Source organism: Solibacillus sp. FSL R5-0691, from assembly GCF_037974225.1.
Lineage (GTDB): Bacteria > Bacillota > Bacilli > Bacillales_A > Planococcaceae > Solibacillus.
Window position 1 is genome coordinate 1027833 of sequence record NZ_CP150231.1, and the last position, 16993, is coordinate 1044825.

Consider the following 16993-nt stretch of genomic DNA (forward strand, 5'->3'; position numbering starts at 1 on the left):
GAACAATTTAGGAGGAAATAAAGTGACAAAATCAAAAAATGAACTAATCCGTGTCATTCCATTAGGTGGAGTTGGCGAAATCGGAAAATCAATGTATGTAATAGAAATCGATGAAGAGCTTTTCGTAGTAGACAGTGGGCTCATGTTCCCAGAAGACGAAATGCTTGGAATTGATATCGTTATTCCAGATATCACGTATTTAGAGGAAAATAAAGAGCGCGTAAAAGGTATTTTCCTTACACATGGTCATGAAGATGCAATTGGATCGATTGCTTATGTATTAAAGAAAATTAAAGCACCGGTGTACGGTTCAAAGTTAACGATCGCACTTGCGAAGGAGCATTTAAAAGAATTGCCTGCACCTTACCAAGTGAAATTCTTTGAAGTATCGAGCAATAGTCGAATGAACTTCAATTCTACTTATGTGACATTCTTCCATACGACACATAGTATTCCAGATTCATTAGGTATCGTGTTCCATACTTCTGAAGGTGCTATCGTTCACACAGGCGAATTCAAATTTGACCAGTCGGCAACAGGCAAGTTCAAGCCGGATCTGGCAAAAATGGCGATGCTTGGTGAAGAAGGCGTATTCATGCTTTTATCAGAATCAATGGAAGCAGAACGTCCTGGCTATACAACTAGTGAAGCCGTTATTGCGGAAGAATTGCAAAAAACGTTCCATTCGGCACCAGGTCGAATTATCGTAGCATTATATGCATCAAACTTTATTCGTATTCAGCAAGTGTTTAGACAAGCTGCCGCATCGTACCGTAAAGTCGCGGTTGTCGGGAAATCATTGGAGAAAATGGTCGATATCGGTGTAAACCTGGGCTATTTGGAAATCGATGAATCAACACTCGTACCAGTAAACGAAATTCATAAATATCATGATGACGAAATTATTATTATGGCAACGGGCAACAAAGGTGAACCACTTGATGCACTGGATAAAATTGTGCGTAAACACCACCGAGACATTAAAATCAGAAATACAGATACAGTGTTAATTACATTTACTCCGTCACCGAGCATGGAAGTGCAAATGTATAACACAATGAACCAATTGGCTAAAGCTGGCGCACATGTCATGACTTCGAACAAGAAAGTCCATGTTTCCGGCCACGGCAGCGCGGAAGATTTAAAGCTGATGCTGAATTTCATGAAGCCGAAATACTTTATTCCTGTTCAAGGGGAGTACCGCATGTTAATTGCGCACTCGAAACTTGCACAACAAGTAGGACTGCAGAAATCACAAATTTTCATCGCGGATAAAGGCGATATTGTCGAGTACAAAAACGGCAAAATGCGCATGACAGGACGTGTACAGGCAGGGAATGTATTAATCGACGGAATCGGTGTAGGCGATGTAGGGAATATCGTTTTACGCGACCGTAAACTGCTTTCTCAAGATGGTATCTTCATTGTCGTTGTTACATTGAACCGTGCTCAGAAAAAAATTGCTTCAGGTCCCGAAATTTTATCGCGCGGATTCGTATATGTACGCGAATCTGAGCAGTTAATGGAAGAAGCTTCTGAAATCGCACGCGAAGTTATCGAAAAGTATGTCGGTAAAGAAACATTCGAATGGACAAACATCAAGCAAGAAATTCGCGACACATTAAATCAGTATCTATTCCAAAAAACAAAACGTCGTCCAATGATCATTCCGATTATTATGGAGTACTAATTAGAGGGCGAGTCAACTATAGTTGCACTTTTATCTAATAATCAAAAAGGGTTTTCTTACATTAAGCGTGAGAAAGCCCTTTTTCTAACTGAAATTCCGGAGTGGCGCTGTGAATTGCTGCTAGAATTAGAGAAGGCTGGATAAATGCGGTAAAGAACTGAAGTTTATTTGAAAAAAACTGATTTTTCGGTACATAGCAGTAAAAGTAATTGTTAATTCAGCACAAACTAAGTCAATTGATCAAATCACGTATCACTATCATCCGGAAGCCTATACAGCAACTTTGGCGTCTAACAATAAGGAACAATTTTTAAGTAGGTGAACAAAGATTGGAAAAAAAGAAAAGTACTAAAACAAAAGCAAAAGCAAAACCGACGCTGAAGCCAAAGACAAAAGAGGAGCTCCATCCGCTCGCATATGAAATTATCGGGTTGCTGCTCATCGCAATAGCCATTATTGAATTTCTGGAGTTTGGACTTGTCGGCAGAATGCTTCATTCGATCGCCATGTTTTTCTTCGGCAATCTGCATTTTATCATCCCGTTAATCTGCTTTTTAGTGGCAGGGATGCTAATGGTCAAGCGCCGGGGTGTCCCATTCAATACACGTGTCGTATATGGTGTGCTGTTTGTCGGGGCCAGCTTGACGATATTCAGTCATAGCTTGCTATTCGAACAAATGGCTGCAACGAACACATTGTTGTCAAATTCAGTTCTAAAGGAAACATGGAGAATACTGATCAGTACAGATGGAATTGCCAACCGCAGCAATGCGCTTGGCGGTGGGATGATCGGCGGAATATTATTTAGCCTGTTCCATGTATTATTCGATGCATCCGGAGCAAAAATTGCTGCATTTGTATTATTGGCAATCGGGATCATTTTAATTACCGGAAAAGCACTCGTGCCCATTTTAGTGGAGAAAGCCCCGGTTATTAGGGGAAAGTTCAAAAGAACGAAACGCAGCACAAGAAGTAAGCCAAAACCTGAACCTCAAGATAAGTTGCGTCGTTCTAAAATCGAACCAATCATCGAAGAGGAAGCGGCTGATTTGGAAGACCTGATTATTACAACAGCAACGCCGACACATCATGAGCCGATCATTTCAAATTTTGTGGAGCAAGTGAAACAGGAACAGCAAAAAGGTATCGAAATCGAAGTTGAGGAAAAAATAAGTGAGCCGATCATGGCCGTAACATCCGAAACGGACCAAACTTATATTTTGCCGTCAATGCAGCAGCTGAATCCACCACCAGAACATGATCAGAGCGGCGAATATTCGGTTATTCAAACAAATGCAAAGAAACTGGAACAAACATTTTTAAGCTTCGGTGTAAAAGCGAAAGTGACCCAAGTTCATTTAGGTCCTGCTGTGACAAAGTATGAAGTCATGCCGGACACAGGTGTAAAAGTAAGTAAAATTGTCAGCCTTCAAGATGATTTGGCACTTGCCCTTGCCGCAAAAGATATTCGTATTGAAGCACCGATTCCAGGTAAATCGGCAGTCGGCATCGAAGTACCGAACAGTGAAGTGGCCGTAGTAACATTACGCGAAGTACTTGAAGCAAACGAGCAGGTGAAAGTCGGGGCCAAATTGCTAGTTAGTTTGGGACGCGATGTAACAGGCCAGGCAATAGCGGCAGAGTTAAACAAAATGCCTCACTTATTAGTTGCCGGTTCAACAGGCAGCGGGAAAAGTGTATGTATCAATGGCATTATTGTGTCACTATTGATGCGCGCAAAACCAAGTGAAGTAAAAATGATGATGATCGATCCGAAAATGGTTGAGCTAAGTGTATATAACGGCATTCCGCATTTATTGGCGCCAGTTGTAACAGATCCGCGTAAAGCGGCACAGGCATTGCAGAAAGTTGTATCGGAAATGGAACGACGCTATGATCTGTTTTCACATTCCGGAACAAGGAATATTGAAGGATATAACGAATATATCGATATAAGCAATGAAGAAGCAATGGAAAAACAGCCGAAGCTTCCGTACATTGTTGTTATTGTCGATGAGTTGGCGGACTTAATGATGGTTGCATCAAGTGAAGTGGAAGATGCAATTACGCGACTTGCCCAAATGGCGCGAGCAGCAGGGATACACCTCATTATTGCAACACAAAGACCGTCAGTCGATGTTATCACCGGCATCATTAAAGCGAATATTCCTTCCCGAATTGCATTTGCCGTATCATCGGCTGTAGATTCACGTACGATTTTAGATATGGGCGGTGCCGAGCGATTACTTGGCCGCGGAGATATGCTGTATTTACCGGCAGGGGCATCCAAACCAGTCCGTGTGCAAGGTGCATTTGTAAGTGATCATGAAGTGGAAAGAATTATTAACAGTGTCATTGAGCAGCAAAAAGCTCAATATGAGGAGGCGATGATTCCGACCGATGAACCGATCGTTGACGTAATGGACGAAACGGACGATTTATATGATGAAGCCGTACAACTCGTACTGGAAATGCAAACAGCTTCCGTATCTTTACTGCAGCGCCGATTCAGAATCGGGTATTCACGTGCAGCCCGAATTGTCGATCAGATGGAGCAGCGCGGGGTTGTCGGACCACCCGAAGGAAGTAAACCGCGACAAGTTCTCGGAAATCGATTTTAGCTAGTAAACCTTGACATTGTCGCACTTTTCGGAATATATTCTTTTCTATAAGTTTTGAAATAAATTCGCTAATTTTTCACATTAACGTGACACATTTAAAGAAATATGTTTTCTTTTTTCGTTTAAAGTGTTATATTATTCACGAATTAGTAGGAATGTTGTACATCAGATGTCTGATCTCTATGTTATGGTGGTGATACTAATTGACAATTAAAGCAGATCATCGTCATTTATACTTACAAGTTATTGATCGTTTGAAGTCAGATATAGATAAAGGGACCTATCGTGAGAACGAAAAATTACCCTCAGAATTCGAACTTTCAAAAACATTAGGTGTAAGTCGTGCAACGCTTCGTGAAGCACTGCGACTTTTGGAAGAAGAAAACATTATTGTCCGTCGTCATGGTGTCGGTACATTCGTTAATCCAAAGCCCGTCTTTACATCAGGCATTGAACATTTATCGAGTATATCGTCTATGATTGAAAACGCTGGTATGAATCCAGGCACAATCTTCATCAGTGCGAAGGAAGAAAAAGCCACGGAAGATGATGTGGAACGTTTCCAAGCTGACATTGATGACAATGTTATCACGATTGAACGTGTTAGAACGGCAGACAATGAACCGGTCGTCTACTGTGTGGACAAGGTACCGGCAAATTTACTGCCAAATGAATTTATAAGTAATCAAAACGTTTCGATTTTCTCGGCTTTAGAGCAAACCGGATCCATTCGTGTCGCATATGCCGTGACATATATCGATCCAGTAGGCTTCCACGATGAAGTATCACCGATATTGAAATGTGGGCCGGAAACTGCATTGCTTGTATTAAAGCAACTTCACTATGATGAAAATGATCGTGTTGTTCTTTATTCAAAAAATTATTTCAGAGCTGACAAATTCAGCTTCCATGTAGTACGTAAACGGGTGTAGAACAATAATTACTATTATTTAATTCCTGCTAATATCAATTACCTTTGAGGGGGACTCATTAATGAAAAAGCGTAAATTTGGTTTATTAATTTCTTCTGTAGTAGCAACTGGTGCAATTTTGGCGGCATGTGGAACTGACGAAGAGTCAACTGATTCAAAAGACACTTCAAACAATGATTCTAATTCTGGTTCTGAAACAAGCTCTGACGCTGGTTCTGGCGATTTCTCTATCGCAATGGTTACTGACGTTGGTGGTGTAGACGACAAATCATTCAACCAATCAGCTTGGGAAGGTGTTCAACAATTCGGTGCTGACAACGGCTTATCTAAAGGCGACGGTGGTTTCGACTACTTACAATCTCAATCAGACGCTGACTACAACACAAACTTAAACAACTTATTACGTCGTGACTTCGATTTAGTATTCGGTGTTGGTTTCATGATGGGTGATGCAATTGAAGAAATCGCTAATGACAATCCAGATGCAATGTTAGCATTAATCGATGCTGAAGTAGCAGCTGATAACGTAGCAAGCATCCTGTTCAAAGAGCAAGAAGGTGCTTTCTTAGCTGGTGTTGTTGCAGCTTCAATGTCTGAATCAGGCAAAATCGGTTTCGTAGGTGGTACAGATATCCCAGTAATTAACCGCTTCCACGCTGGTTTCGTAGAGGGTGCAAAAGCTGTTAACCCGGATATCGAAATCCAAGTAAACTACACAGGAGTATTCGATGATGCTTCTAAAGGTAAAATCGCTGCAAACTCAATGTACTCTTCTGGCGTAGATATTATTTTCCACGCTGCTGGTGGTACTGGTAACGGTGTATTCTCAGAAGCTAAAGAGCGTAAAGCAAAAGATAAAGACGCTAACGTATGGGTAATCGGTGTTGACGCTGACCAATATGCAGAAGGTCAAGTTGACGACTCTACAAACATCACATTAACTTCTATGTTAAAAGGTGTTAACAACGCAGTAGTGGATATTGCTACTAAAGCGAAAAACGGTGAATTCCCAGGTGGTACAACTACTGTTTACGGTTTAGCTGAAGATGGTGTTGGCTTAGCAGATTCTCGTGGTGCTATTCCTCAAGAAGTAATGGATAAAGTAGAAGAATATAAAGAGAAGATTGCTTCTGGCGAAATTAAAGTTTCAGAAGAAAAACCTAAAGATAAATAATAATTCTTAATGGAGTAATCATCATAGGGGAATTATTCCCTATGATGATTTTCTAGTTTAAACGCCTGTTTTAAATATTCAGTAAATTGGAAATGTAAGCGTTCTATTTTCATAGAAATGTAAGAAAAGGAATTTATTTAGTGTAGATTACGTCTGAAAAATTAATAGATGAAAGATTTTACCAAAAATCTTTCATGTGTTAATTTTATAAAAATAATTTTTAAGATAAATAGCCTAAGGGAGTGAGTCTAGTGGAATACGTGATTGAAATGCTCGGGATCCGCAAAGAGTTCGGTAATTTCGTAGCAAACAACAATATCACCCTCCAGTTAAAAAAAGGCGAAATTCATGCACTACTAGGAGAAAACGGTGCAGGTAAATCGACTTTAATGAATGTACTTTTCGGTCTATATCAACCAGAAGCCGGAGAAATTAAAGTACGCGGAGAATCAGTAAAAATTACAGATCCAAACAAAGCAAATGATTTAGGAATCGGAATGGTACACCAGCACTTTATGCTTGTGGAAAACTTTACGGTTACGGAAAACATCATTTTAGGCAGCGAACCTACGAAGCTGGGCGCTATTAATATTAAAGATGCTGCAAAAGATATCGCGGCATTATCGAAGAAATACAACTTGGATGTGGATCCATATGCGAAAATTGAAGATATTTCTGTCGGAATGCAACAACGTGTAGAAATCTTAAAAACGTTATACCGTGGTGCGGAAATCTTAATTTTTGACGAGCCGACTGCATCATTAACACCGCAAGAGATTACAGAATTGATGGCGATCTTAAAACTTCTGATCAAAGAAGGCAAGTCGATTATCATCATTACGCACAAACTGAAAGAAATTATGGAAGTATCTGACCGTGTAACAATTATCCGTAAAGGTGAAGGGATCGGAACAGTTGTAACAGCTGAAACAAACCCGGATCAGCTTGCGGAATTAATGGTAGGCCGACAAGTAGAATTTACTACAGAAAAAGGGGAAGCAAACCCTACTGAAGAAATCTTCAAAATCGAAAACCTAGTTGTAACGGATTACCGCGATGTTGAAAAAGTAAAAGGATTGAATTTATCGATTCGTTGCGGTGAAATTGTTGGTATTGCAGGGATTGACGGCAATGGTCAATCAGAATTAATCGAAGCAATAACAGGGCTGCGCAAAATTAAAAGCGGTAAAATTACTTTAGGCGGCAAAGATATTACAGGGTTAAAACCGCGTGAAATTACGGAAACGGGTGTAGGACATATTCCTCAAGACCGTCACAAACACGGGCTTGTACTGGATTTCCCTATTGGGCACAATATCGCACTACAAACTTACTATAAATCGCCAATTTCAAAAGGCGTTATTATGGATTATAAGAAAATTAATGAAAAAGCACGTCAAATCATTGAAGAGTATGATGTTCGTACAGGTCACGGCGAAATGACGCCAGCACGTGCGCTTTCAGGTGGTAACCAGCAAAAGGCGATTATCGGACGTGAAGTCGACCGTGATCCGGATCTGCTGATTGCAGCGCTTCCTACTCGTGGATTGGACGTAGGGGCAATTGAATTTATTCACTCTCGTTTAATCGAGCAACGTGATAAAGGAAAAGCAGTATTATTGATTTCGTTTGAATTAGATGAAGTAATGAACGTTTCTGACCGCATTGCCGTTATTTATGATGGGACAATCGTTGATACGGTATATCCGAAAGAAACATCTGAACAAGAGCTGGGCTTATTAATGGCCGGTGAAAAACGTAAAGCAAAGGCAGTTAAGGAGGGGAACGAATAATGTCAAATCGAGTTATGAATCTGCTCGTTCCACTCATCTCGGTAGTTTTAGGATTACTCGTTGGCGGTATCATCATGGTTGTCAGCGGCTATGATGCAATCGATGGGTATACAGCACTATGGAATGGTATTTTCGGAGATTCTTATTCTATCGGTAATACGATCCGTCAAATTACACCTTATATTTTAGCAGGTCTTGCAGTAGCATTTGCCTTCCGTACTGGATTATTCAACATCGGGGTAGAAGGTCAGCTATTAATGGGTTGGCTTGCAGCGGCATATGTCGGTTATGCAATTGAAGGATTACCACGTATTATCCACTTGCCATTAGCATTACTAGCGGCTGCGGCAGCTGGTGCGTTCTGGGCATTTATCGTAGGTTTCCTGAAAGCAAGACTTCAAGTACACGAAGTAATTGCTTCGATCATGTTAAACTACACAGCATTATATTTAACAAATGCTGCGATTAAATCATTATCAGACGGCGGATTCAAAACGCCGACAGTATTAGAGTCAGCGACATTACGTAATCAGTGGTTACGTGAAATTACAGACAATTCAAGTCTTCACTTAGGGATTATCGTGGCACTGATCATGGTAGTTGTTATGTGGTTTATTTTAGAAAAAACAACTCGCGGTTATGAGTTAAAAGCAGTAGGGTTCAACAAAAACGCTGCTGAATATGCAGGTATGAACGTAAACCGCAACATCATTTTAGCAATGACAATTTCCGGTGTATTCGCCGGTCTTGGCGGTGCGATGGAAGCATTGGGAACATACCAAAACGCTTCGATTAAAGCAGCAGCTTCAGGTATCGGATTCGACGGGATTGCCGTAGCATTACTAGGTGCAAACAATCCGATCGGTGTATTCTTCGGGGCTTCATTATTCGGTTCCCTGAAATACGGTTCATTAAACATGCCGAACGAAGCAGGTATTCCGGAAGAAATCGTATCGATTATTATTGCAGTAATTATTTTATTCGTAGCTTCAGGCTATATTTTACGTGTTGGTCTACAGAAATTCGGAAAGAAAAAGGAGGGCAAGTAACATGAGCTTTTTAGAAGTGTTATACTTTATCGTCCCTTCTGCCCTTTTATACGCAACACCGCTTATTTTAACAGGTATCGGGGCTCTATTCTCGGAGCGTGCAGGGGTAATCGGTCTTGGTGTTGAAGGGTTAATGATTGTCGGTGCATTTACAGGTATTTATATCAACCTTGAATACTATGCTGACTTTGGGAAAAACGTCATTTGGCTGGCTTTATTGGCAGCGCTATTAGCAGGGGCAATTTTCTCGTTAATTATTGCCGTTGCAGCCGTAACATTCCGTGCAGACCAAACTGTTACAGGTGTAGCAGCAAACATGCTTGCTGCAGCGATTACAGTATTCCTGGTTAAATTAATTTACGGTAAAGGTCAAACAGACATGGTTTCTGCGCCATTACAACGTTTTGAAATACCATTTTTATCAGATATACCGTTTTTAGGACCGCTCCTGTTCCAAAATGTATACTCCACAACGATCATCGCATTGGTTGTTGCGGTAGGCGCTTGGTTTGTTCTTTACAAAATGCCATTCGGTCTACGTATTCGCTCTGTCGGAGAACATCCAATGGCAGCAGATACAATGGGGATTAACGTAGCAAAAATGCGTTATATCGGTGTAATGATTTCCGGTGCATTGGCAGGTGTCGGTGGTGCTTCATTGGCTATGACATCATCTGGTGATTTCTCTGGCTCTACAGTAGCCGGACAAGGATTCATCGCCATTGCCGCAATGATCTTCGGTAAATGGCATCCAATCGGAACATTAGGTGCCGCTCTATTCTTCGGTTTAGCGCAAACATTAAGTATCGGTGGCGGGAACATCCCATACATTCAAGATATCCCACCGGTAATCCTGCAAGTCCTGCCATACGTCCTAACAATCCTGGCATTAGCAGGCTTCGTAGGAAAAGCAGTAGCACCAAAAGCATCAGGCGTTCCTTATATCAAAGGAAAACGCTAATTATAGAACCGTCTGTACAGAGTGAGTTTGTACAGGCGGTTTTTGTTTGGATTTAAAGAGTCGGAGGAATTTATGTGATGAGTTGCGGAGGAAAGTAGAACATATGGAGTGAGAAGTAGAAAGTTCTTCTGCTTATGTGGAAACTATTTAAGGGAATGTAGAATAGTTCGCTCGAAAAGTAGAAAGTTTTATAGTTAAAGTGGAAACTTAGCCAAGTACCTGGTGAAAGTAGAATGTATTGATAGGAAAGTAGAAAGTTCTACTACTAAAGTGGAAACTGTTTAAGGGAATGTAGAACAGTTCGTTCGAAAAGTAGAAAGTGCAGATTTAATTAGCTGATTAGCTGGAGAAAGTGGAACGTATTGAGGGAAAAGTAGAAAGTTTTAAGTTAAAGTGAAAAATCTTCAGGTAAAAGTAGAACAGATCACCTGAAATGTAGAAAACTCGGAACTTATTAGCCAAGTTACGTTAATGCATGAACTTTGAAGTTAAAGGGAATAAAATACAGCATTGCTTAACTTAAAATAAATAAGAAGCCCAAACTCCATACTAAACCTTAGTTGTGCGGAGTGGAGGGGCCGACTCCTTGGGGATTAAGCGTGCGCGGAAAATCCACTTGATGGATGCCGCCGTAGAGGCATCCATCAAGTTAGTTGGAGCCACGCCCCCAGGAAAGCGTGCCCCGGAACGCAGCACAACGGAGCCAATTAAGAAACGCAGAAAGCGTCTAGAAATTTTATTAGAAAAAAATTTTTTAAATTTATAACCGTTCAAACTTTTCATTCATAAATGTCACGAATTAGGGAACACTTAGTACGGATAATAACTTTGCATAAATCAAGGCATCACATGTATAGTAGAGAAGAAGCATTTATATTTATATTCAAGAGGTAGTCAGGAGGAGTTTTTTTGTTTTTAACAACAGAAATTGCGAAAGGTGTTTCGCTTCATATACGACAAACTGCCCAATTTAAAACGGTTAACTTTTCGATCAAATGGAGAGCACCATTAAATGAAGAAACAGCGGCACAGCGTACAGTATTATCGAATGTCCTGCAGCACAGCAACGAAAAATTTCCAACATCAGCAAGTTACCGCAGCTATTTAGATGACCTGTTCGGCACAGTATTGTATTTTGACACAGCAAAGCGCGGTCAGGAACATACCGTACTCATGAATGTCGAAACAGTAAACGACCAATATTTATCGCATGGCAATGTTCTAAATGAAGTAATCGACCTGATCCAGGAAGCGATCTTCAAACCGAATTACGAAAACGGTGTATTTAAAGAATCAATCGTCAACCGTGAAAAAGAAATGGTCATCCAACGAATCCAATCCATTTTCGATGACAAGTCACGCTACGCACAAAAACGTTTAACAGAAATCATCCGTCCAAACAGCGCAGCATCATTTTCTGCAAACGGAAATATCGAAGCCGTAAAAGCAATTACACCACAATCATTGACAAAAACATATGAAGATATGCTAGCAAATGATGTCATTGATATTTATGTTGTCGGTGATATTAACGTTGAAGAAATGACGCAAAAGTTGAAAGCAGCATTCCAATTTGCTGACCGCAATGCGCTGCCAAAAACACAAGAAGACAAAACGCCTGCAAACATTGAGCCATATACAAAAGAAACGCAGGAAATGAAACAAGGGAAACTGCATATCGGCTACTCGACACCTGTTCGATTCGGCGATGAAGATTTCCCTAAAATGCAAATTTTCAACGGAATCTTTGGCGGCTATGCCCATTCAAAATTATTTATGAATGTCCGTGAAAAAGAAAGTTTAGCGTATTATGCATCAAGCTCATACTCTTCACAATACGGTTTACTGTTTGTCGTATCAGGTATTGAGCCGGCAAATGAAGAAAAGGCACGTCAATTAATTGCCGAACAGTTAAAAGTGATGCAAAATGGTGAAATTACCGATTTGGAATTGGCGCAAACGAAGGCGATGCTCATTAACCAGTTAAAAGAAGCATTGGATTCACCTCGTGGCCAAATTGAAATTTTCGATCAATATAAAGTATTAGACGAACCGTTTACTATGGATACGTGGACTGCACGCTGGCAATCTGTGTCAAAAGAAGATGTGCAAAAAGTGGCACAGGATATTAAATTAGAAGCAACGTATTTCTTATGCGGTAAGGGGGAGTAATCCATGGAAACAATTGAATTCCAGCAATTAGATGAAACATTATATTACAAACAGCTAAGCAATGGATTAGACGTATATATTTTGCCGAAAAAAGGCTTTTCAAAAACATTTGTGACATTCACAACGAAGTATGGTTCGATTGACCGTACATTCGTACCGATCGGAGAAACAGAGCCGATTACTGTTCCGGACGGGATTGCCCACTTTTTAGAGCATAAAATGTTCGAAAAAGAAGAAGGGGATGTATTCCAACAGTTCAGTGAAGTAGGCGCGCAGGCGAATGCGTTCACATCATTCACCCGCACAGCATACCTGTTCTCTGCAACAGACCATATTTATAAAAGTACGGAAACATTACTGAATTTCGTACAGGAGCCGTATTTCACGGAAGAAACGGTAAATAAAGAAAAAGGCATTATCGGGCAGGAAATTACGATGTACGATGATCAGCCGGATTGGCGTTTATATTTTGGTGCGATTGAAAATATGTACCACAACCACCCGGTGAAAATTGATATTGCCGGCACAATTGAGTCAATCGACGGAATTACAGCCGAGCACTTATATACGTGCTACAACACGTTCTACCACCCGTCAAACATGCTATTGTTTGTAATCGGTGCAGTAGACCCTGTTGAAATGATGGCATTTATTGAAGATAACCAAAACAAAAAGACATTCCAGGAGCCGACAGACTTAAAACGCTTATTTGATGAAGAACCAACAAATGTAGCGGAAAAAGAGCGCGTGCTTCATATGGATGTGCAAAAGCCAAAAGTGTATGTCGGTTTAAAAGCGAAGGAAGTTGATTTAAGCGGCGAAGAAATGCTGAAGCATGAGCTTGCTGTACAAATCGGTGTTGAATGTTTATTCGGCCGCGCTTCATCGTTCTATACAGATGTCTATGAAAATGGCCTAATCGACGAATCATATGGCTATGATTTCTCATTGGAGAACGGCTATGGGTTTGCGCTGATCGGCTCGGATTCCGAACAGCCGGAACAGCTTGCCAAACTGATTAAAGAAAAGCTGGCAGAAACAGAGCAAGGAAACTTATTCACTTCTGAAGATGTAGAACGTATTAAACGTAAAAAAATCGGCTTCTTCCTGCGTGCACTAAATTCAATCGAATTTATCGCCAACCAGTTTACACGTTACAAATTCAATGACATGAATTTATTCGATGTTGTACCGGTACTGGAGACAATTACAGTGGAAGATATCGAAAAAGCATTTAAAACAATTCAAGGTGAAGAGCAACAAACGGTGTTTACTATCATGCCAGTTAGCGGGCGCGATCAAAAATGAAGAAGTTTGCATTAGTTTGCGGTGCTTCCGGTGCGATTGGGCAAGCAATTTCCCAGCAATTAGCACAGGATGGCTGGTCACTCTATCTGCATTATCATACTGGGCATACTGTCATTGACAGTATGCTTCAGGCGTTTACCGAGAACTTTCCGGAACAGGAGTTTATCCCGGTAAAAGCCGATTTCAGCAGTGATACAGGGGCAGATCAAATTGCTGCACAAATTTATTCATTGCAGGCGATCGTTTTTGCGAACGGCCATGCATTCTATGATTTACTGGAAAACACACCAGCCGAGGAAATGACCAAACTTTGGCACGTCCATGTACAAAATCCGATGCGGACGACGGCACTGCTCGCAGGCAAGTTGCGAGCGAACAAAGTCAGCTATGTGCTTGTCATCGGTTCGATCTGGGGTGAAGTCGGAGCAGCGGGCGAAGTAGCCTACTCAGCTGTAAAAGGCGCCCAGCATAGTTTCGTGAAAGCATACTCTCAGGAAGCGGCATTTAGCGGTATTCGCGTTAATGCGATTGCACCGGGCATCATTAATACGAAGATGAACGCAAAGTTTGATGCCGAGGAACGCGAAATGATCGAAAGCCAAATCCCATTGCAATCATTCGGGGAAGCGCTCGATATTGCGAATATGACGGCTTTTTATTTGAGCGGACGCGCCGATTATGTAACAGGACAAATAATTCGAGTTAATGGCGGCTGGTACATATAATTTCCCGATAACCGCACATACTATTTGTGCGAGAGGAGGGAAAGCACATGGGAATTTTACAAAACTGGGAACAGTGGACAAGCTTCTTAGGTAAACAAGTATCTGATGCAAAAGAAAACGGCATGCCTAACAAAATTATTGAGAAGGCGGCAGTTCAGATCGGCGAGTATCTTGCGAAAAACGTTGACCCACAAAATGAGCAAGAGCGCGTACTATCAGACTTATGGTCCGTTGCAGAAAAGGACGAGAAGCAAGCGATTGCAAGTTGTATTATGAAGCTCGTTCAAAATAAAGCAACAAACTAATTCGTTCTACGGGAAAAATGCCACTCACTGTATTAGTGAGCGGCATTTTTTCTATGTATGCGAAAGTTCTCTGAATTGACGAATAAATATGGAATTGACGATTAACTACTCATGATTGGCGATTAACTAGTGTAAAGTGGCGAATAATCTACTAACGTTGACGATTAAAAGGTCAAAACCGACGAATATCTCTATATAAGTGGCGAATAAATTTCCCCCATATAAAAAGTGGCGATTATTCCATACATATTGGCGATTAACTTAATGAGAATGACTAATAAATCCCCCTTCTTATAAACAAAATTTCCTTTCATGATTTTCTATTAGTACCAATCTCCAACTGTAAATGCATGATTGTCCAACATTGACACTTCTAGAATGTGTTTTTTCAAAAATTATTTCAAGAAAACTAACAAAAACGTGCCTTTCTAACTTTTCAATGGGTAGAAAATCCGCTATGATGGAACTTGTAAGAAATAAATACGTTTCTATTATGAGGGGACAGATACGAAATGGGCGAATGGTATTTTGAATATGAAATTCAAGTGAATCGACCAGGTTTATTAGGAGATATTGCATCGTTGTTAGGTATGCTTCGCGTTAATATTGTCTCGATTAACGGTGTGGATGAGGAGCATCGAGGTATGTTGTTATCTACAGAGAATGAAGAATCTATCCAGCGTTTTATTTCAATCGTCTCAACAATGGAAAATATTAATGTAACAAGATTTCGTGAGCCAAAACTGCGTGACCGATTGGCTGTTCGGCATGGGCATTATATTCCGAAAGATGCGGATGAAAAAAATACATTCCGGTTCGTACGTGACGAATTAGGAATTTTAGTTGATTTTATGGCCGAATTATTTAAAAAGGAAGGGCATAAATTAATTGGGATCCGTGGAATGCCGCGTGTCGGAAAAACAGAATCAATCGTTGCCGCAAGTGTGTGCGCGAATAAAAAATGGATTTTCATCTCTTCTACTATGATTAAACAAACCGTCCGGAGTACTTTAATGGGCGATGAGTTTAATGGGAATAATATTTTTATATTGGATGGTGCCGTGACACGTCGCTCGACGGATGAACGCCACCAGCAGTTAGTTCGGGAAATCATGGGTATGCCGACGATTAAAGTCATTGAGCATCCAGATCTGTTCGTACAGCATTCATCATATAAAATAGAAGATTTTGACTATATTATCGAATTGCGCCATGAGCCGGATGAAGAAATAACATATGAAATTATCGAAAAGAATAATATGTTATCGAGTACAGACCATTTTGGCGGATTTGATTTTTAGTAAATAAGAGGGCCTTGTGCCAACTTAATTTGAATATATTAAAAGTAGGTGTTTTTTTTGACGGAACTAGGAGCTCGCTTGAAGGAAGCGAGATTAGCTAGAGGTTATAGTTTAGATGATTTGCAAAATATCACTAAAATCCAAAAACGTTATCTAATAGGAATCGAAGAAGGCAACTATACGATTATGCCTGGTTCTTTCTATGTACGTGCCTTCATCAAGCAGTATGCCGAAGCAGTAGGATTAGATGCGGATGAAGTGTTGACAGAGTATCGCAAGGATATTCCGGAAATGCAAAAAGAAGAAGTTGCCCAATCATTCACACAAAGTCCGAGTCGCCGCAATATGAAAGCGACATCGAGCAATAAGATGATGGAAGCAATGCCGAAATTGATTGTCGCATTGTTTGCGATCGTTATTATTATTGTTATTACAACTTTATACATTCAAAAAACAGGCAATGTGCCGGATGTAGTAGAAGAAGACAGTAAACCGATCGAATACGAACAAAATCCGAATTCAACACCAACAAAACCTGTTGAAGACAACGAAGAAGACGCAGAAGAAGATGTTGAAGAAAACGTTGAGCCTGAAGAACCTGTTACAGATGAACCTGAAGTAGCCCAAACAATTGGTGAAGGTGTTGTACAAGGCGAAAATACAACATTTGAAGTATCGGGAACAGACAGCTTAAATGTTCGTGTTGAAGTATCTGGTGAAACATGGGTAGGTATCCGAAATGAACAGCAGCAGGAGCAAGTGAACGCTACGGTTTATAAAGCGGGAGATATCGTAGAAAATGATTCAACTGCTGACGGCTATGCAAGAATTCGTTTAGGGAATTCAAAAGTGGCGAAAGTATATGTAAATGATGTAGAATTGACATACGCTCAAGATCGTATGACGCAAAATATCATTTTAAAATTAGTGAATGAAGGACAAGGAGAGTAGTCATCTTAAAA

At 40.5% G+C, this 16993-nt stretch carries 14 protein-coding genes; all 14 read left to right on the plus strand.

The window, feature by feature from the left end; all coding sequences use genetic code 11:
• The first annotated feature begins 22 nt into the window (after window positions 1–22).
• Window positions 23–1690, plus strand: coding sequence for a ribonuclease J (locus tag MKY51_RS04940; RefSeq protein ID WP_079525327.1), 1668 nt, complete (start codon window positions 23–25; stop codon window positions 1688–1690).
• A 329-nt stretch (window positions 1691–2019) separates the two neighbouring features.
• Window positions 2020–4311, plus strand: a complete 2292-nt coding sequence (locus MKY51_RS04945; protein ID WP_339175613.1) for a DNA translocase FtsK — start codon at window positions 2020–2022, stop codon at window positions 4309–4311.
• 203 nt (window positions 4312–4514) lie between these two features.
• Window positions 4515–5243, plus strand: coding sequence for a GntR family transcriptional regulator (locus tag MKY51_RS04950; protein WP_339175614.1), 729 nt, complete (start codon window positions 4515–4517; stop codon window positions 5241–5243).
• A 61-nt stretch (window positions 5244–5304) separates the two neighbouring features.
• Window positions 5305–6417: a BMP family protein gene (locus MKY51_RS04955; protein WP_339175615.1), complete on the plus strand. Its 1113-nt coding sequence runs from the start codon at window positions 5305–5307 to the stop codon at window positions 6415–6417.
• A gap of 251 nt (window positions 6418–6668) precedes the next feature.
• Entirely contained in the window at window positions 6669–8210 is a 1542-nt protein-coding gene (locus MKY51_RS04960) for an ABC transporter ATP-binding protein (protein ID WP_339175616.1), read from the plus strand.
• Window positions 8210–9259 (plus strand): ABC transporter permease, encoded by a 1050-nt coding sequence (locus tag MKY51_RS04965; RefSeq protein ID WP_339175618.1) that lies wholly within the window; start codon window positions 8210–8212, stop codon window positions 9257–9259. The genes MKY51_RS04960 and MKY51_RS04965 overlap by 1 nt, the downstream gene beginning before the upstream one ends.
• A 1-nt stretch (window position 9260) precedes the next feature.
• Window positions 9261–10220, plus strand: coding sequence for an ABC transporter permease (locus MKY51_RS04970; RefSeq protein ID WP_339175620.1), 960 nt, complete (start codon window positions 9261–9263; stop codon window positions 10218–10220).
• A 586-nt stretch (window positions 10221–10806) separates the two neighbouring features.
• A complete protein-coding gene (locus MKY51_RS04975) occupies window positions 10807–10986 on the plus strand; it encodes a hypothetical protein (RefSeq protein ID WP_339175621.1) in 180 nt (59 codons plus the stop codon).
• 143 nt (window positions 10987–11129) lie between these two features.
• Window positions 11130–12392, plus strand: a complete 1263-nt coding sequence (locus MKY51_RS04980; protein ID WP_339175622.1) for a pitrilysin family protein — start codon at window positions 11130–11132, stop codon at window positions 12390–12392.
• Between the two features lie 3 nt (window positions 12393–12395).
• Window positions 12396–13700, plus strand: a complete 1305-nt coding sequence (locus tag MKY51_RS04985; protein ID WP_339175623.1) for a pitrilysin family protein — start codon at window positions 12396–12398, stop codon at window positions 13698–13700.
• Window positions 13697–14425, plus strand: coding sequence for an SDR family oxidoreductase (locus MKY51_RS04990; RefSeq protein ID WP_339175625.1), 729 nt, complete (start codon window positions 13697–13699; stop codon window positions 14423–14425). Before MKY51_RS04985 ends, MKY51_RS04990 begins: the two co-directional genes overlap by 4 nt.
• A gap of 47 nt (window positions 14426–14472) precedes the next feature.
• A complete protein-coding gene (locus MKY51_RS04995) occupies window positions 14473–14730 on the plus strand; it encodes a DUF3243 domain-containing protein (RefSeq protein WP_339175626.1) in 258 nt (85 codons plus the stop codon).
• A gap of 512 nt (window positions 14731–15242) precedes the next feature.
• Window positions 15243–16031, plus strand: a complete 789-nt coding sequence (locus tag MKY51_RS05000; protein ID WP_339175627.1) for a DUF3388 domain-containing protein — start codon at window positions 15243–15245, stop codon at window positions 16029–16031.
• A gap of 48 nt (window positions 16032–16079) precedes the next feature.
• The gene (locus MKY51_RS05005; RefSeq protein WP_339175628.1) at window positions 16080–16982 is read left to right on the plus strand and encodes a RodZ domain-containing protein; all 903 of its coding nucleotides are present in this window, start codon (window positions 16080–16082) and stop codon (window positions 16980–16982) included.
• Window positions 16983–16993 lie beyond the last annotated feature (11 nt).